Source organism: Ruegeria sp. AM5 (genome assembly GCF_056540645.1).
The window spans coordinates 158,766-174,635 of record NZ_JBQFXC010000005.1; the positions used below are offsets into that span (position 1 = coordinate 158,766).

The window sequence follows — 15,870 nt, forward strand, 5'->3', positions numbered from 1 at the left end:
CACTCTCCTGATACAAGGCTCGACATCCCTGTCACCTTGCCCTTACATCCATCCCCATGAAAGAACTATTGCGCAGCACCGATCCGACAATCCTAGCCTTTGCAACGGCTCTCCTTGAGGGCGAGGATATAGACTGCTTTCAGATGGACGTAAATATGAGCATCCTAGAAGGCGGCATCGGAATCTTTCCCCGTCGCCTGATGGTGCGGGCAGATGATCTGACCCGCGCCGAACGGGTCATGCGCGATAACGAGATCCCGCTGGGGCGATGAGCAGCTTTTCCGACAGTGATCTGACCTGCAATGATTTTCTGGGCGGGCGTGTGCGTCTGTGGCAGCCGCGCTCAGGATATCGTGCAGGGGTCGATCCGGTCTTACTGGCGGCATCGGTCCCGGCACAAGCTGGCCAGTCGGTGCTGGAATTGGGCTGCGGGGCAGGGGCTGCTATTCAGTGCCTAATGGCGCGAGTGCCGCACCTGAAGGCAACTGGGGTTGAACTGCAGGCTGGCTATGCAGATCTGGCCCGCCGCAATTCGGAACAAAACGCAGCGATCACCGTGGTTGAGGCGGATTTGAACGCACTACCGAATGATCTGCGACAAGAACAGTTCGATCATGTGATCGCCAATCCGCCCTACTACCGGGCAGGCGCGCATAGCCCTGCCACCGACGCGGGTCGGCAGATCGCACTGGGTGAAGACACGCCGCTTGAGGACTGGATCAATGTCGCCGCCCGACGTCTGGCGCCGCGCGGTTATCTTCACATGATCCAGAGGGCAGACCGGCTGCCCGATATGCTTGCGGGGTGCGCGGGCCGCTTGGGCTCGATTCAGGTGCTACCTCTGGCCCCCCGTGTGGATCGCGGGGCTGAGCTAGTGGTTTTGCGCGCCAGAAAGGGCGGACGCGCCGCATTTCGGCTGCACGCTCCGCTGATTCTGCACCTCGGTGAACAGCACGTAGAAGACGGTGAAAGCTATACTCCTGTGGTTTCGGCGGTGTTGCGCGATGCGGCGGATTTGACCGGGCACTTTGCCTGATCGGCAATGACCAGCCGAATTTGTCGGATTTATTATAGATTTCGTGCGTCTGCAGCGTGACAGGCTGGAAATGATGTGATCAACTTCTTACGTGACACTTACAAACCAGAGAAGGAGGACCGCCATGAGCGTGAGCGCACATCTGACGGAGTTGAAGAAAAAACACGAAATTCTCGGTCTTGAAGTGGAAGAAGCGCAACGCTCACCTGGTATTGACGATCTCCATATCGCACAGCTGAAGAAGCAAAAGCTGAAGCTAAAAGAAGAGATCGAGCGCCTGTCGACCTAAGGTTCTAGGCCTTCAGGCTGGCGCGGGCCGCGATGGCAGCGCCACCGGTGACAAACAAGGCCGCGATCGCCAGGCCCCAGGACGGGGCGGCGATCCCGGCCAGAACCAACACAAGCGTCGATAGCAAAGGTGCCGCGTATGAGGCGGTGCCCAGTATTTGAATGTCCCCGCGCTTGACGCCGATATCCCAGACATAGAACGCCAGCCCAACCGGTCCCAGGCCAAGTGCAAAGGTCGAGGCCCAGCCAAATGTGCCTTGCGGCCAGATCGTTTCTTCCACCGTGAAATGCAAGGCCCATGAGGCGATCGCCGTCAAAATGCAGAACACCGCGACCGAACTTGTCGGCACATCACCCAGCCGTCGCGATAGAACCGAGTAGCTGGACCATGTAAGCGCGCACAGCAAGGCCAGCCCGTAGCCGGGCAGATGCTGGACCTGAAACCCTGCGCTGCCACCACCCGTGATGATGACGGCGGCTCCAGCAAAGCCAAGGCAGGCTCCGATAAGGTGACCAGGTTTCAGATGTTCTCCGGGCAGCAGACCTGACAGAAGAACGATCAGCAAAGGCCAGAGATAAGCGATAAGCCCAGCCTCGGCTGCAGGGGCCATGCGAAGGGCTGAAAAGTACAGCGCGTGGTAGCCAAAAAGGCCAATTGATCCAAGCAGGTATGTCGTCCACGCGACCCGGCGCAGTTGAACCAGCCCGCCGCTGGCGAATGTCCAAATTAGACCCAGCGTACCGCCGATGGTAAAACAGATCGCGTTCAACAACAAAGGCGGCGTCGGGGCCGAACCCACAGTGAACAGCGCCAGCAGAGACCACAGCAAAACGGCGACAAAACCAATCGCGGTCGCGCCCATTCTGCTCATTCACCAGCTACCTTCTCAACAGGGATGATTTCAAACTCATCCGATATATGCGCGGTCTTTTCAATCTCGGAAATGAACCAGTCGCGGAACGCTGCGATCTGCGGTCGCTTCTCTGCCCCTTGCAGGCAGAGGAAACGAAATCGCCCGGCGGTCTCCAGTGCCACTTTGAACGGCGCGACCAGTCGCCCTTCGGTCAGGTCTTTCAGGATCATGGCGCGCCGCCCCAGAACCACGCCCACCCCGGCCACGGCAGCGTCGATGGCGTGATCGGCGTTCGAAAAATGCGCCCCATGGGTCGGAGTGAAATCCAATCCAACCGCACGGAACCACGCGGGCCAGTCGCAACGCGGCTTGAGGAAACTGATCGAATCGTCGTGGATCAGGGGGGCGTCGCGCAACGACGCAGGCGTGGGGAATTGTTCGGCCAGCTCCGGGGTCATAACCGGTGTCAGCCACTCCTTGCGGACGGGAACCGAATAGAGCCCCTCATCCGGCCCATAGCCAAAGCGGATCGCCACGTCCACGTCATCGCGTTCAAGGTCCATGTTGCGCAGAGTGGCCGAGAATTTCAGGTCAATCCCCGGATTTGCACGGGCGAACTCATAAAGGCGCGGAGCCAGCCATTTTGCTGTCAGGGCAGGGCCTGCTGTAACCGTGAGGCTTGTTTCATCCTGCAGCCTCCGCGTCGCTTGCCACGCGGCTTGCAGGGCGGCAAAGCCATCTGCTGTTCCGGGTGCCAATGTGCGCCCAGCTTCGGTCAGCTCGACGGCGCGATTGAGCCGGCGAAACACGGGGTGGCCCAGATGCTCTTCTAACGACTTAATTTGAAAGGACAGGGCCGCAGGTGTCACATTCAGCTCCTCCGCCGCCTTGGCAAACGACATATGTCGTGCGGCGGCATCGAAGGCGCGCAAAGCAGTCAGCGGAGGCAGGCGGTCGGTCATGACGGTTAAGTTTTTCTGAACTGAAGGATCGAAAACTCTCGTTTGTGCAATTTAAAATCAAAGGCCATGTTAATGGCAAGACAAAACCAACTTGATTGAGAAGGGTTCAGCATGATCGAGATGACAACAAACCCAGCCATTCAGAACGCCATTCACCGCGCGCATGAAGAGCGCGGCAAGGCGGTTGTAGGATTCTGGTCCTGGCTATTCGGTTCCCGCTGATCGTAGCGCGCGTGATCTTACGGGATAAAAGAAGGGCCGGTCCTTGATGGACCGGCCCGTTTTCATTCTCAGGTCGTCGGTTTAGACGAAGAACTGTGCACCGTTTGCGGAAATGGTCGAGCCGTTGATGAACTGCGAATCGTCCGATGCCAGGAAGGCGACGCAACGCGCGATTTCTTCCGGTTCACCCAGACGACCAGCCGGGATTTGGCCGATGATCGATTCGCGTACTTTTTCCGGCACCGCCATAACCATTTCGGTCGCGATATAACCGGGGCAGATCGCGTTGGCCGTGATACCGGCCCGCGCACCTTCCTGCGCCAGAGATTTCACGATGCCCAGATCGCCCGCTTTGGTTGCGGCATAGTTGACCTGCGCAAACTGGCCTTTCTGACCGTTGATCGAGCTGATCACGATGATACGACCAAATTTACGCTCGCGCATACCCGGCCATACCGGGTGCACGGTGTTGAAAACACCAGTCAGATTGGTGTCGATGACCTGATGCCACTGTTCAGGTGTCATCTTGTGGAACGGTGCGTCGCGGGTGATACCGGCGTTGGCGACCACGATGTCGATCGGGCCAACCTCGGTCTCGACTTTTTCGATGCCCGCTTTGGATTCGTCGTAATCCGCAACATTCCATTTATAAGTTTTGATACCGGTTTCGTCGGTGAACTTTGCGGCGGCTTCGTCATTGCCTGCATAAGTGGCGGCAACATTGTATCCTTCGGCCTTCAGCGCCTTGGAAATTGCTGCGCCGATGCCGCGGGAACCGCCGGTTACGAGTGCTGTACGTGCCATTTAGGACTCCTCCAAATTTAGTCGTCTTGGTAATTCTGTTACTCTGAGCGTTAAGGATGCGCAATATCGTTTCGTGATCGATCTTGTCTTTCTGTCCGGCGATATTGTCGCATCTATGGGGTATGATCCGATTGTAACAAAAAAGGGCGCCCAGTGGACGCCCTTTTGTATTTAGTTTTCAGCGCACTTAGTCACGCTCCACACACAGGGCGACACCCATGCCGCCGCCGATGCAGAGGGTCGCGAGACCTTTCTTGGCATCCCGGCGCTTCATTTCGAACAGCAGGGTGTTCAGAACCCGGCAGCCGGACGCGCCGATTGGGTGTCCGATGGCAATTGCACCACCGTTGACGTTTACGATCGACGGATCCCAACCCATGTCTTTGTTTACAGCGCAGGCTTGCGCTGCGAAGGCTTCGTTGGCTTCGACCAGATCCAGATCACCGACCGACCATCCAGCTTTCTCCAGCGCCTTGCGCGAAGCGTAGATCGGGCCAACGCCCATGATCGACGGGTCAAGTCCGGCGGTCGCGTAGGATGCAATTCGGGCCAAGGGCTCAATCCCACGCTTTTCGGCATTCTCAGCCGACATCAGCAGGGTGGCAGCGGCACCGTCATTCAGGCCCGAAGCGTTTGCGGCCGTGACAGAACCGTCCTTGGCGAAGGCGGGGCGCAGTTTGCCCATGGCTTCGATTGTCGCGCCGTGGCGGATGTATTCGTCCTTGTCCATCACGATGTCGCCCTTGCGGGTCTTGATGGTGAAGGGCACGATTTCGTCAGCGAACTTGCCAGCGTTTTGGGCGGCTTCGGCTTTGTTTTGCGAGGCGACCGCAAATTCATCCTGCATATCGCGGCTGATCTGCCATTTCTCGGCGACGTTCTCAGCCGTTTGACCCATGTGATAGCCGTTGAAGGCATCCCACAGACCATCGCGGATCATCGTGTCGATGTATTTCATGTCACCCATCTTATGACCGGCGCGCAGGGCGGCGGCATGGGGCGACAGGGTCATGTTTTCTTGTCCACCAGCCGCAACGATGTCGGCATCGCCCAATTGGATATGCTGTGCACCCAGAGCAACAGCACGCAGACCCGAACCGCAGACCTGGTTGATGCCCCAAGCCGCGCTTTCCTGCGGCAGGCCGGCATTTATGTGCGCCTGGCGCGCTGGGTTCTGACCTTGGGCGGCAGTCAGGACCTGGCCCATGATGGTTTCGCTTACTTCGCCCTTGTCGATCCCGGCACGTTCGACAACTGCTTCAAGGACGGCAGCGCCCAGATCATGTGCGGGGGTGTTCGCAAACGAACCGCTAAAGCTACCGACGCCCGTACGTGCGGCGGATGCGATTACTACGTTGGTCATAAAGTCAATCCTTTACCGTCATGGTCCTGTGGGAAATCTGACGGCGCGGTGTGAGGAGAAGTCTTCTCCGGGTGCAAGAGCGCCTCGTGATCCCCCGCTCAAGCATCTTCTGCAATAGCGCAATGCTGCATCTGCAGCAACGGACAGCTTGTCTCAGAGTGAGCCTTGGCGGTGTTCCGCGCGACCAGCTGCTATCAACTGCCCGTTTTTGTAGCTTTTTCCGAGCTCCAGGGCGGAGTGACTGAAGGCGCTCCATACAGAAAGCCCTGCAGACAATCGACACCGTTTGCGATCAGGAAATGAGCATCTTCGTCACTTTCGACCGATTCGGCGGTGACAAGAATTTCGAATTCCCGCGCAACTGCAATCAGTGCGCGCACCAGCGATTGATTGTCGGGATTGCTGCTGATGCCCCTGATGAACTGCCCATCGATCTTGGCGGCATCGAACAGAAATTCACGAAAGTGGCGAAAGCCAAAGTTACTGGCCCCAAAATCATCCAGCGCAAAGGCGATACCGCGGGCTTGTTGGCGATCCATGAAATCCACCACCAGTTCGGGCACCTGCATCGCCGAAGATTCTGAGATTTCCAGAATCAACCTTTCGCCCAAGCTTGCGTCTTTTTTCAGAAACCTATCCAGCACACGCGACCAGTTGGAATAACCGATGGACCGCGCGGACATGTTGATCGACAGGCGGATGCCAGGGTTGCGGATCAGAGTGCGCAGCCCCATTTCAAGCGCGACGCAATCAAGGTCCCGGCCAATTGGCGTGTTCTCAACCTGTGGCATGAACTCGCGCGCGGGGATGACGCGGCCGGTTTCATCCAATACACGGATGAACCCTTCGTAGAACGCGATTCCCTGAGGAGGATGTGCTTGAACGACAGGCTGGAACGCCAGCCTGCATTGTCTATGCTTTACGGCTTCGGTCGCCATCTGTACCACCGATCGATCCCGTGAAGTGACGGCGGCGCTCAAAGGGTCGTCCGATCCCTCGGGCAGGTCTGCGCGTTTCCTGTTTCCCATGACGTACCGTTCCCCTGATCCCGATGATTTTGGCCGGGGCCAGTTTCAGGGAAGACAGGTAAAACCGGGGTTAACGCTCAAAATTTTATCGCAGGTGGTGGGGCGAAAGATCAGTGTGTTGATTGCCATGCATGACGCAGCGAAGCAGCTGCACCGATAAGCGCTCCTAAAAGTCCCAGCGCGGCCATGACAAATCCCAGCCCCAATAGCGCGGGCATTGCTCCGTTGAGTGCGGCTGTCATTGTGATGACGAGGCCCAGCAAACCTGTGATCGTAGAAATTCTCATCAGCTTTGACATGCGGGCCTCCGGAAATGCACTCTTAAAACATCTCAGGGGATATGGAGCGCTTGTGCCAAATTTCAAGCAAAGAAAAGGTCTTTTTGAGACCTAGGCCCGCTTGGCTGTGGAAGCAGGTGATTTGGTGCCGAACTGCTCGAATCCCGGTGTGCCATGATCTTGCGGATGGCGGACAAGGTGCTTGGCCTTGATCTGTTGGGAATTGTCGCGGCTTCCATCGTGGCTATAGCCCGGAGGGGCAAAACAATAAGCCAGACGTTGGCGCAAGGACAGGCCCGGTTGGGTGGCGTCCCGCCAGATTCCAACCCATTCATGAAACGCCACGCGCAGCGGATTGAACGTGCCGATATTGTGGACAAGCCCATAGTCGACCTTGTCATCTTCTCGCTCGGGGACAAATGTGCCGAACATCTTGTCCCAGATGATAAAGACACCCGCATAGTTGCAATCAAGATATCGCGCATTTCGCCCATGATGGGCGCGGTGGTGACTGGGCGTATTCATGACGGCTTCGAACCAGCGCGGCATTTTGCCGATCGCTTCGGTATGGATCCAGAATTGGTAGATCAGGTTCAGACCTCCGACGAACAGCACCATCGCCGGGTGAAAGCCCAGCAGGATAAGCGGCGCACGTACCACCATCATGAAGGTGAATGTATAGGTCCAGGTCTGCCGTAGCGCCGTTGTCAGGTTGTAATGCTGTGAGCTGTGGTGGTTCACATGACTGGCCCAGACCCAGCGAATGCGGTGCCCAAAGCGGTGCACCCAGTAATACCGCAGATCGTCCAGTACAAAGCACAAGATGATGACCGGGATCGAGGTCCCTAGGTTGAGCGGTGTGATCTGCCACAGCCACATGAAAAACGCATATGCGATGAAGCCCAGCAAAAAGCCCGAGGCGATATTGCCTGCCCCCATGATCAGCGAGGTCAAGGCATCGCGGGTTTCGTACCTACCGCCCCGGCCTTTGATCGCGATCCAAATGAATTCGGCCAGAATGGCCGCGATGAAGAAGGGCACGGCCCATTGCACCGCGTCGGGAAAGCTCACGTGATCGGTCATGCGGGATCCATCAGATTTTGCCAGTGCTGGCGTTCGGTCTCATCAAGGTGGACGATGACCCGAGGAGTGCTGAAATCGTGGAACAGGACTTCAAAGCCTTCAGGATGATCCAGCCAATCGAAATCCCGTAAATGGCGGGCCACGGTATCGGCACCAAAGGACCACAGCAGGCCGGCTCCGGTTTCGGTTCGGATAAGGGCGGCGTGACCATTATGGGCAACGGTTACGTCAATGATGGAATCATCTGGAAAGTGACGCAGCCACTGTTCCTGTGCTGTCTTGGGCGTCAGCACTTGTAAGCGTGACTTGCCCGTCAGATGCAGCAGCAAGGCGACCCCGGCAATGCCGCCGACGACGAGGATCAATAGTATTTCCAGCGGCATTCCATCCTCCTGCAGATAACCTGCAAGCGGGCGATTTGTCTGTCAAAGGTGGCGTGGCGTCAGCCGCTTTCCAGGCTTTCCAGAATCTCATGCTGGACGATGCGCGCGACAAACGGCATTAACCCGTCAGGGCCAGAGGCCCGATCTTTGAGATGGATGCAGATATCGGGCCTGCGCGCGGCGATGATGCCAACCATTTCTCCGCGTATCTTGTCATCAAGGCCCGCGCCCATGATCGCACAGGCGATGCGCGGTTCCGCGTCCAGCTGCCGCCGCACCTCATCCTGATCATGCGCGCCGAGCCACTGAATCGGCAGGTGATCCAGTTGTTGTGCCACGTTGCCGATTACATTCGGCAACCGCCCAATCAACAGAACTACCGGTTTCATCGGAGTCTCCCTTTCTTCCGGTCGCAAACGAAAACCGGCCCGTTGGGGCCGGTCTCATTCTAACACAGATTTTCTGCAAGAGCGCGCGGGACCTCAGCTATTGCCTTCGACAAGTGCCGAAATTATCGCCTTGGCACTGTCCGAGTTCCATTCTGCATCACCGATCAGGCGTGCGATCTCATTGCCATCGGGGTCGATGATCACAGTGATCGGCAGGCCAATCACTCCCATTTCGCGTGCAACCGCCTGTTTCGGATCCTGATGACGCGGCAAGTTGTCGATGCCGTTTTCGTCAAAGAACTTCTTGATCCCGGCAGGTGTGTTGCGACCGGTCGCCAGGGTCAGAACCTCGAATTTGTCACCGCCAAACTCCTGTTGCAGTTCAGCGATCTGAGGCATTTCTTTGCGGCACGGCGCACACCATGTGGCCCAGAAGTTCAGCAGCACATACTTGCCTTTGTAGTCGGCCAGCGATCCGGTGCCACCATCATCTTCTAGCTCAAAATCGACCACTTTGACCGGCTTGGGCTCACTATGCAGGATCAGCCGCTTCAGGCTGCCCTCACGCAATGGGCCAAGCGTTGCCGCATCTGTTGCCAAAGCGGCGTTTGCACCCAGCGCTAGGGCCATATAAAGGGGGATCAGACGTAACAGGCGCATATCAACTCCGGGTTTTCTTTCATGACCGATCAATCTTCGAACCAGATGTGGGGCGGCCGCTTTGCCGCTGGTCCAGACGCGATCATGGAGGCGATAAATGCCTCGATCGGGTTCGATCAGCGGATGGCAGCCCAGGACATCGCAGGCTCGCGCGCCCATGCCGCCATGTTGGCTGCCACAGGCGTTATTACTGATAGTGATGCGCACGCCATTCGGGAAGGCCTGCTCACCGTTTTGTCAGAAATTCAGAACGGAGAATTTCAGTTCTCGACTGCGCTGGAAGACATTCACATGAATGTCGAGGCGCGACTGAAAGAGGTGATCGGAGAACCCGCAGGCCGACTGCACACGGGCCGGTCGCGAAACGACCAGGTGGCGACCGATTTCAAACTCTGGGTTCGCGACCAGCTAGATGCCGCAGAATCCGGTCTTCTGGCCCTGATCCGCGCGCTTTTGGCGCAGGCCGAGGCCGGGGCAGACTGGGTCATGCCCGGTTTCACCCACCTGCAAACCGCGCAGCCGGTAACCTGGGGTCACCACATGATGGCCTATGTCGAGATGTTTGGCCGCGATCTGTCCCGCGTGCGCGACGCCCGTGCCCGGATGAACGAATCCCCCTTGGGCGCAGCCGCGTTGGCCGGGACCTCTTTCCCAATCGACCGCCAGATGACAGCCGAGGCGCTGGGCTTCGACCGCCCCGCAGCCAACTCACTGGACGCTGTCAGCGACCGCGACTTCGCGTTGGAGTTCCTGTCGACCGCCTCGATTTGCGCCATGCACTTGTCGCGCTTTGCCGAGGAACTGGTAATCTGGTCCTCGGCCCAATTCCGGTTTGTATCACTGTCTGATCGCTTCTCGACTGGTTCATCAATCATGCCGCAAAAGAAGAACCCCGATGCAGCTGAGCTCATCCGTGCCAAGGTTGGCCGCATATTTGGAGCGAATACTGGCCTGATGATGGTGATGAAGGGGCTGCCGCTGACCTATTCCAAGGACATGCAGGAAGACAAAGAACAGGTATTTGATGCGGCAGATAACTGGATGCTGGCACTTGCCGCGATGGAAGGCATGGTCAAGGACATGACCGCCAATCGCGAAAGCCTGGCTGCCGCTGCCGGGTCTGGCTTTTCAACTGCGACCGACCTGGCCGACTGGTTGGTCCGCGTGCTGGGCCTGCCCTTCCGCGACGCGCATCACGTCACTGGATCGCTGGTGGCCATGGCTGAAAGCAAGGGCTGCGACCTGCCGGATCTGACGCTGGAGGACATGCAATCGGTCCACGCGGACATCACCGATGACGTCTATTCTGTTCTTACCGTCGAAAATTCGGTAAACTCTCGCCAATCCTATGGCGGCACCGCACCGGATCAGGTGCGGACCCAGATCAAGCGATGGAAGGCGCTGGTGTAATGCATATACGACGGGTGGTGCTATTGATTGCGGTCGCAGCGGCCTTGGCCGGGTGTGGTGCCGATGGCGAACCCATACAGCCCACCATGAGCGCAAGCGTCGGCGTAGGCAGCAGCGGCACCTATGGCGGTGTTGGCGTTGGTCTCAGACGCGGTGGGCTGGGCGTTTATCTGGGGCTCTGAACTCCAAAATTGCAATTTACTGATCGCACACCCATCTGCATCTGACACGTCCTGAATGACAAAGAGAAAATGCATGAGACCTGTCGGCCTGATCCTCTGCCTCGCCGTACTTGCAGCTTGCGACCCGACAGGCGCACCCCGAACGGAACCAACGGCCGCACCCAGCGGGTCCGGGGTCTCGGTTTCAGGATATGCGAGGGTTGGCGCGTCAAAGACGTTCTGAACCGCGACGGTGACCACAACCCTACCGGAATCATTTGATCCACATACCTCTTTTGGTCTAAGCGCGCAGGCATGGATCATTTTCTCTACCGCGACGGCGCGCTTTTCGCCGAGGATGTGCCAATCTCCGAAATCGCAGCCGCGGTCGGAACCCCGTTCTATGTCTATTCGACGGCGACGCTGCAGCGGCATTTCAAGCTGTTCGATGACGCGCTTGAGGGCACTGATCACCTTATCTGCTATGCGATGAAAGCGGCCAGCAATCAGGCCATCCTGAAGACGCTGGCGCAAGCTGGCGCGGGGATGGATGTGGTTTCGGGCGGGGAATATCTGCGCGCCAAAGCCGCAGGCGTACCCGGAGACAAGATCGTCTTCTCTGGCGTCGGCAAAACGGCGGATGAGATTCGCACCGCTCTGACTGGTGGCATTCGTCAGTTCAACGTCGAATCTGAACCCGAAATGCAGGTGATTAACGCGGTTGCACAAGAATTGGGCAAGGTTGCGCCGATCACCGTCCGGGTGAACCCGGACGTGGATGCAAAGACCCACGCCAAGATTGCCACCGGCAAATCTGAAAACAAGTTCGGCATCCCGATCTCGCGCGCGTCCGAGGTTTATGCGCTGGCCGCCAGCCTGCCGGGGTTGGAGGTGATTGGGATCGACGTCCATATCGGCTCACAACTGACCGAGCTGGAACCGTTTGAACTGGCCTACAATAAGGTCGCCGAGCTGACCGAGCGTCTGCGCGCAGAGGGGCATAACATCCGCCGCCTTGATCTGGGCGGTGGCTTGGGTATTCCCTATGCCCGTTCCAACGACGCGCCTCCGCTGCCGGTTGAATATGGTGCGATGGTCAAGAAAACACTGGGCCATCTGGGCTGCGAGATCGAGATTGAGCCCGGTCGGCTGATCGCTGGCAATGCGGGTCTGATGGTGTCCAAGGTCATCTATGTTAAATCCGGCGAAGACCGCGATTTCCTGATCCTCGATGGCGCAATGAACGACCTGATCCGCCCCGCGATGTATGAGGCGTATCATGATATTGTGGCAGTCGAAGAACCTGCCGCCGGGGTCGAACAACGCCCTTATGACATCGTTGGTCCGGTCTGTGAATCCGGGGATACCTTTGCAAAACAACGCAACATGCCGGCTTTGAAATCGGGCGATCTTATCGCATTCCGCAGTGCAGGTGCCTACGGTGCAGTCATGTCTAGCGAATACAATACGCGGCCCCTGATCCCTGAGGTTCTGGTGAACGGGGATCAATTTGCCGTAATTCGTGAACGCCCAAGCTTTGACGAAATCATAAACCGCGATACCATACCAGAGTGGCTTTGACGCGATAGGCGCGTCGGGCCGATCAGGAGGCCCGCCTTGCGCGACAACCAGACCTTGCCAATTCCAAGACTGTCCCTGTGGCTGACGCACGGGGGTATGCTGGCTGAGCAGGTGATGCGCGCCTTCTGGCCGTTCTTTTCTATTCTTATGGCGCTGCTGGCCGCCCTGATGCTGGGTCTGCACGATCTTGTGCGCATTGAAGCCGTTTGGATTTCTGCAGCGGTCGGATTGATTGCTTTAATTGCGACAGCGGTTTTGGGAATCAGACGGTTCCACCTGCCAACCCGGGCCGAGGCGCTGGTTCGGCTGGATGAAACCCTGCCCGGACGCCCGATACAAGCACTGATGGACGATCAGGCAATCGGTGCGATGGATGCGGATTCGGTGGCACTGTGGCATGCGCACCAGACGCGCATGGCAGATCGTGCATCAAAGGCCGATCCGGTGAAACCCGACTTGCGGCTGGCGTCTCGCGATCCCTATGCGCTTCGCTATGCTGCCTTATTGGCACTCGTCGTTGCAGCTCTGTTCGGCTCGTTCTGGCGGATAGGCTCGGTCGCTGACATGACGCCGGGGACCGCTCAGGCGGGGCAGGGCCCGACTTGGGAGGGTTGGGTTGAACCGCCGCGCTACACCGGACTGCCAACGCTCTATCTGGCCGATCAGACCGATCCGACGTTGACGGTGCCTAAAGGCAGCCGCATCACACTTCGGTTCTACGGCGAGATCGGCGCGCACAGCCTGACAGAATCTTCGACACCTCTGGGCACCGAAGCCGCGACAGAACCGGAACAGGAATTTGTTGCCGAACGCTCGGGTCAGATGCGGATCGATGGCCCGGCCGGGCGCGATTGGGCGCTTGAGATCCTTCCAGACACTGCGCCCAGGATCGCGACGGCAGGAGTGGCGCAATCAGAGGCTGGCGGACAGATGAAGCTGCCTTTCGCTGCTGCGGATGACTATGGAATCGTCTCCGGCACAGCCCGGATCGAATTGGACCTGCCAGCGGTCAACCGTCAATTCGGTCTTGCGACCGAGCCAGAACCGCGCGAGATCATTACGGTCGAGTTGCCAATGCCGATTACAGGCGATCGGACCGATTTCACCGAAGACTTGATCGAGGATTTCTCGCAGCACCCTTGGGCACATTTGCCGGTGAAAATAACCCTCATGGCCATCGATGCGGCGGATCAAGAAACGGTGGCGGAACCCTATCTGACAGAACTGCCGGCCCGTAGGTTCTTTGACCCATTGGCTGCTGCGGTGATCGAACAGCGGCGCGATCTGCTATGGTCGCGCGAAAACGCGCTGCGTGTATCGCAATTGCTGCGTGCGGTTTCGCACCTACCCGAGGACCTGTTCCGCTCAGATACAGCGTATCTGCGTCTGCGTGTGATCCTGCGGCGGCTGGAGACCTTCGACAAATACGGCGCACTGAACGTCAAACAGCAGGAAGAAATTGCGCAAGCGCTGTGGGATCTGGCGGTTCTGATCGAGGATGGCACGCTGGCCGACGCACTGGAACGGATGCGCCGTGCGCAGGAGCGTCTGACCGAAGCGATGCAGAACGGTGCCAGCGACGAAGAGATTGCCGAACTGATGCAGGAGCTGCGCGAAGCGACACAGGATTACATGCGGCAACTCCAGCGTCTGGCGCAGGAAAACGGTGAGACGCAGCAAGGACAGCAGGGCCAGAACGGCGAAACCCTGCAGATGACGCAGGATGACCTGCAGCGAATGATGGACCGCATTCAGGAGCTCATGGAACAAGGCCGCATGGCCGAGGCGCAGCAGGCATTGGAAGAGTTCCAGCAAATGATGGAAAACATGCGCGTCACACAAGGGCAGGGCCAAGGTGGCCAGTCCGAAGGACAGCAGGCCATGGAAGGGCTGGCAGAAACCCTGCGCGAACAACAGGGCCTCAGCGATCAGGCATTCCGCGACCTGCAGGAACAGTTCAACCCCGGTGCGCAAGCGGGCGAAAGTCAGGGCAATGAGGGTCGCAACGGTGGTCTGGGACGCGGCCAGAGCCATGAAGGCCAGGGCGGCCAGGGCCAGGGGCAGGATGAGGCTGGTGAAGGCCAGCAAGGACAGGGGTCACTGGCGGATCGGCAGCAGGCGCTGCGGGATGAGTTGAGTCGGCAACAACAAGGTCTGCCCGGCGGTGGTAAACCCGAAGGCGACGCTGCGCGCGAAGCATTGGGCCGTGCGGGCCGGGCCATGGACGACGCCGAAGACGCCTTGCGCAGCGATGATCTGGCCGAGGCGATTGACCGTCAATCCGAGGCGATGGAAGCCTTGCGCGAAGGCATGCGTTCACTGGGCGAAGCCCTGGCGCAGAACCAGCAGAACCAGCCGGGTCAAGGGACCGAGGCCGGCGACATGCAGGCCAATAACCGCGATCCATTGGGTCGTACGCCAGGTTCCGCGGGATCAATCTCGACCGACGACAACCTGCTGCAAGGCGAAGATGTATATCGCCGTGCGCGCGAGTTGCTGGATGAAATCCGCCGTAGGACCGGTGAACAGGATCGGCCTCAGATCGAATTGGAATACCTCAAGCGATTGCTCGAAAGGTTCTAGTTCTGCCCTGCGCCCCCGGTCTGTGTCTCAAGCCAAAGGCGCGCTTGATCGACCAGTGAGACATATGATTTCAGCATCGGATCAGCCTGAGGAACCGCCTCGCTGATCTGATTGGCGTTTCCATATATCAGAAACAGAATGACGCCGATGATAATGATCAAGGCAAAGCCACGCAGAAACCCACCGGATTTGCGGGCCGGAGCAACGGCTTCAGCTTCGTCCGATGTCAAGTCGCTGCGCAGACCCGAGTTGATCGCCTCAACATCCGGCAGCTCATCTTTCTGACCTGCGTCAGCGGCGGTTTCAGTGGCCGAGGGCCGTTTCGGTTTGACCTTGGGCTCTTCAGGCGGATCCAATGCCAGATCAGGTTGGCTTTCCAGATTACTGCCTTCACGCTCGCGCAGCTCTGCCTCGCGTGCAGCCTCTTCCTTGAGGATGCTGGATACCACTGGGTCTACGTTTCCAACACTCAATTCCTCGGGCGCATCGGGTTCTGGTGTGTCTTCTGCCTTAACCTTTTCTGGCTCGGCCTTGGCCGTATCGGGTTCTGGCGCATCCTCTGACTTAACATCTTCCGGTTCGGCAAAGGCTGCCTGGATTGCAGTTGCAGATTTCGCTTCCGGCTCTGCTTTGCTGGCGACTGGATACTTTTCCTGAAACCAGGTCTCTTCGCAAGCCGAGCATTGAACTTCGCGCCCGTCCTCGGGGATCACTTCGTCCGGGACTTCGTACTGGGCGCTGCAATTCGGACACGTTAAACGCATTCTGCCTCCTGACCTTCAAGG

General features: G+C 58.2%; 18 protein-coding genes. 7 read left to right on the plus strand and 11 right to left on the minus strand.

Annotated elements, in window-relative coordinates; genetic code table 11:
• Nucleotides 1-56: 56 nt before the first annotated feature.
• The 3 genes from ACR0AH_RS14185 to ACR0AH_RS14195 all read left to right on the plus strand — a co-directional run bounded on the left by ACR0AH_RS14185 (nucleotide 57) and on the right by ACR0AH_RS14195 (nucleotide 1,325).
• Complete coding sequence (locus ACR0AH_RS14185; protein WP_008755664.1) at nucleotides 57-272, plus strand: putative signal transducing protein; 216 nt, start codon at nucleotides 57-59, stop codon at nucleotides 270-272.
• The gene (locus ACR0AH_RS14190) at nucleotides 269-1,036 is read left to right on the plus strand and encodes a methyltransferase (RefSeq protein WP_170395736.1); all 768 of its coding nucleotides are present in this window, start codon (nucleotides 269-271) and stop codon (nucleotides 1,034-1,036) included. Before ACR0AH_RS14185 ends, ACR0AH_RS14190 begins: the two co-directional genes overlap by 4 nt.
• 124 nt (nucleotides 1,037-1,160) lie before the next feature.
• Nucleotides 1,161-1,325, plus strand: a complete 165-nt coding sequence (locus ACR0AH_RS14195) for a YdcH family protein (RefSeq protein WP_170395738.1) — start codon at nucleotides 1,161-1,163, stop codon at nucleotides 1,323-1,325.
• Nucleotides 1,326-1,329: 4 nt separating this feature from the next.
• On the opposite strand, the gene yddG is transcribed toward ACR0AH_RS14195, so the two are convergent.
• From yddG to ACR0AH_RS14245, 10 genes are all read right to left on the minus strand, one after another.
• Nucleotides 1,330-2,196, minus strand: a complete 867-nt coding sequence (gene yddG, locus ACR0AH_RS14200) for an aromatic amino acid exporter YddG (RefSeq protein ID WP_170423689.1) — start codon at nucleotides 2,194-2,196, stop codon at nucleotides 1,330-1,332.
• Nucleotides 2,193-3,140, minus strand: a complete 948-nt coding sequence (locus ACR0AH_RS14205) for a transcriptional regulator GcvA (RefSeq protein WP_170513880.1) — start codon at nucleotides 3,138-3,140, stop codon at nucleotides 2,193-2,195. Before ACR0AH_RS14205 ends, yddG begins: the two co-directional genes overlap by 4 nt.
• Before the next feature lie 303 nt (nucleotides 3,141-3,443).
• Nucleotides 3,444-4,166: an acetoacetyl-CoA reductase gene (phbB, locus tag ACR0AH_RS14210; protein WP_170513883.1), complete on the minus strand. Its 723-nt coding sequence runs from the start codon at nucleotides 4,164-4,166 to the stop codon at nucleotides 3,444-3,446.
• A 187-nt stretch (nucleotides 4,167-4,353) separates the two neighbouring features.
• Complete coding sequence (locus ACR0AH_RS14215; protein ID WP_170733565.1) at nucleotides 4,354-5,529, minus strand: acetyl-CoA C-acetyltransferase; 1,176 nt, start codon at nucleotides 5,527-5,529, stop codon at nucleotides 4,354-4,356.
• 194 nt (nucleotides 5,530-5,723) lie between these two features.
• The gene (locus ACR0AH_RS14220; protein WP_480592443.1) at nucleotides 5,724-6,557 is read right to left on the minus strand and encodes an EAL domain-containing protein; all 834 of its coding nucleotides are present in this window, start codon (nucleotides 6,555-6,557) and stop codon (nucleotides 5,724-5,726) included.
• A 110-nt stretch (nucleotides 6,558-6,667) separates the two neighbouring features.
• On the minus strand, nucleotides 6,668-6,856 hold the full coding sequence (locus ACR0AH_RS14225; protein ID WP_170395750.1) for a hypothetical protein: 189 nt from the start codon (nucleotides 6,854-6,856) through the stop codon (nucleotides 6,668-6,670).
• Between the two features lie 90 nt (nucleotides 6,857-6,946).
• Nucleotides 6,947-7,918, minus strand: a complete 972-nt coding sequence (locus ACR0AH_RS14230) for a sterol desaturase family protein (RefSeq protein ID WP_480592445.1) — start codon at nucleotides 7,916-7,918, stop codon at nucleotides 6,947-6,949.
• The gene (locus ACR0AH_RS14235; RefSeq protein WP_170513104.1) at nucleotides 7,915-8,301 is read right to left on the minus strand and encodes a DUF4123 domain-containing protein; all 387 of its coding nucleotides are present in this window, start codon (nucleotides 8,299-8,301) and stop codon (nucleotides 7,915-7,917) included. The genes ACR0AH_RS14230 and ACR0AH_RS14235 overlap by 4 nt, the downstream gene beginning before the upstream one ends.
• A 59-nt stretch (nucleotides 8,302-8,360) precedes the next feature.
• On the minus strand, nucleotides 8,361-8,690 hold the full coding sequence (locus tag ACR0AH_RS14240; protein ID WP_170395756.1) for a hypothetical protein: 330 nt from the start codon (nucleotides 8,688-8,690) through the stop codon (nucleotides 8,361-8,363).
• Between the two features lie 93 nt (nucleotides 8,691-8,783).
• Complete coding sequence (locus tag ACR0AH_RS14245) at nucleotides 8,784-9,350, minus strand: TlpA disulfide reductase family protein (RefSeq protein WP_170395758.1); 567 nt, start codon at nucleotides 9,348-9,350, stop codon at nucleotides 8,784-8,786.
• Nucleotides 9,351-9,371: 21 nt separating this feature from the next.
• Between ACR0AH_RS14245 and argH the strand changes: the two genes are divergently transcribed.
• The 4 genes from argH (at nucleotide 9,372) to ACR0AH_RS14265 (ending at nucleotide 15,085) form a co-directional block, all read left to right on the plus strand.
• On the plus strand, nucleotides 9,372-10,760 hold the full coding sequence (gene argH, locus ACR0AH_RS14250) for an argininosuccinate lyase (RefSeq protein ID WP_480592447.1): 1,389 nt from the start codon (nucleotides 9,372-9,374) through the stop codon (nucleotides 10,758-10,760).
• Nucleotides 10,760-10,942 (plus strand): argininosuccinate lyase, encoded by a 183-nt coding sequence (locus ACR0AH_RS14255; protein WP_480571486.1) that lies wholly within the window; start codon nucleotides 10,760-10,762, stop codon nucleotides 10,940-10,942. The genes argH and ACR0AH_RS14255 overlap by 1 nt, the downstream gene beginning before the upstream one ends.
• A 294-nt stretch (nucleotides 10,943-11,236) precedes the next feature.
• On the plus strand, nucleotides 11,237-12,502 hold the full coding sequence (lysA, locus tag ACR0AH_RS14260) for a diaminopimelate decarboxylase (protein ID WP_480592449.1): 1,266 nt from the start codon (nucleotides 11,237-11,239) through the stop codon (nucleotides 12,500-12,502).
• A 96-nt stretch (nucleotides 12,503-12,598) separates the two neighbouring features.
• Nucleotides 12,599-15,085: a TIGR02302 family protein gene (locus ACR0AH_RS14265; RefSeq protein ID WP_480592500.1), complete on the plus strand. Its 2,487-nt coding sequence runs from the start codon at nucleotides 12,599-12,601 to the stop codon at nucleotides 15,083-15,085.
• Here the strand turns inward: ACR0AH_RS14265 and ACR0AH_RS14270 are convergent.
• On the minus strand, nucleotides 15,082-15,849 hold the full coding sequence (locus tag ACR0AH_RS14270; RefSeq protein ID WP_480587270.1) for a zinc-ribbon domain-containing protein: 768 nt from the start codon (nucleotides 15,847-15,849) through the stop codon (nucleotides 15,082-15,084). The two genes, ACR0AH_RS14265 and ACR0AH_RS14270, sit on opposite strands and share 4 nt — an antisense overlap.
• Between the last annotated feature and the right edge of the window lie 21 nt (nucleotides 15,850-15,870).

Bases quoted from the DNA above. Each gene is read 5' to 3' on its own strand.
- ACR0AH_RS14245 (WP_170395758.1), bottom strand. From the start codon at position 9,350: ATGCGCCTGTTACGTCTGATCCCCCTTTATATGGCCCTAGCGCTGGGT.
- ACR0AH_RS14190 (WP_170395736.1), top strand. From the start codon at position 269: ATGAGCAGCTTTTCCGACAGTGATCTGACCTGCAATGATTTTCTGGGC.
- ACR0AH_RS14230 (WP_480592445.1), bottom strand. From the start codon at position 7,918: ATGACCGATCACGTGAGCTTTCCCGACGCGGTGCAATGGGCCGTGCCC.
- yddG (WP_170423689.1), bottom strand. From the start codon at position 2,196: ATGAGCAGAATGGGCGCGACCGCGATTGGTTTTGTCGCCGTTTTGCTG.
- ACR0AH_RS14220 (WP_480592443.1), bottom strand. From the start codon at position 6,557: ATGGGAAACAGGAAACGCGCAGACCTGCCCGAGGGATCGGACGACCCT.
- phbB (WP_170513883.1), bottom strand. From the start codon at position 4,166: ATGGCACGTACAGCACTCGTAACCGGCGGTTCCCGCGGCATCGGCGCA.
- ACR0AH_RS14195 (WP_170395738.1), top strand. From the start codon at position 1,161: ATGAGCGTGAGCGCACATCTGACGGAGTTGAAGAAAAAACACGAAATT.
- ACR0AH_RS14205 (WP_170513880.1), bottom strand. From the start codon at position 3,140: ATGACCGACCGCCTGCCTCCGCTGACTGCTTTGCGCGCCTTCGATGCC.
- ACR0AH_RS14240 (WP_170395756.1), bottom strand. From the start codon at position 8,690: ATGAAACCGGTAGTTCTGTTGATTGGGCGGTTGCCGAATGTAATCGGC.
- ACR0AH_RS14215 (WP_170733565.1), bottom strand. From the start codon at position 5,529: ATGACCAACGTAGTAATCGCATCCGCCGCACGTACGGGCGTCGGTAGC.
- ACR0AH_RS14185 (WP_008755664.1), top strand. From the start codon at position 57: ATGAAAGAACTATTGCGCAGCACCGATCCGACAATCCTAGCCTTTGCA.
- ACR0AH_RS14235 (WP_170513104.1), bottom strand. From the start codon at position 8,301: ATGCCGCTGGAAATACTATTGATCCTCGTCGTCGGCGGCATTGCCGGG.
- argH (WP_480592447.1), top strand. From the start codon at position 9,372: ATGACCGATCAATCTTCGAACCAGATGTGGGGCGGCCGCTTTGCCGCT.
- ACR0AH_RS14225 (WP_170395750.1), bottom strand. From the start codon at position 6,856: ATGTCAAAGCTGATGAGAATTTCTACGATCACAGGTTTGCTGGGCCTC.
- ACR0AH_RS14255 (WP_480571486.1), top strand. From the start codon at position 10,760: ATGCATATACGACGGGTGGTGCTATTGATTGCGGTCGCAGCGGCCTTG.
- ACR0AH_RS14265 (WP_480592500.1), top strand. From the start codon at position 12,599: ATGCTGGCTGAGCAGGTGATGCGCGCCTTCTGGCCGTTCTTTTCTATT.
- ACR0AH_RS14270 (WP_480587270.1), bottom strand. From the start codon at position 15,849: ATGCGTTTAACGTGTCCGAATTGCAGCGCCCAGTACGAAGTCCCGGAC.
- lysA (WP_480592449.1), top strand. From the start codon at position 11,237: ATGGATCATTTTCTCTACCGCGACGGCGCGCTTTTCGCCGAGGATGTG.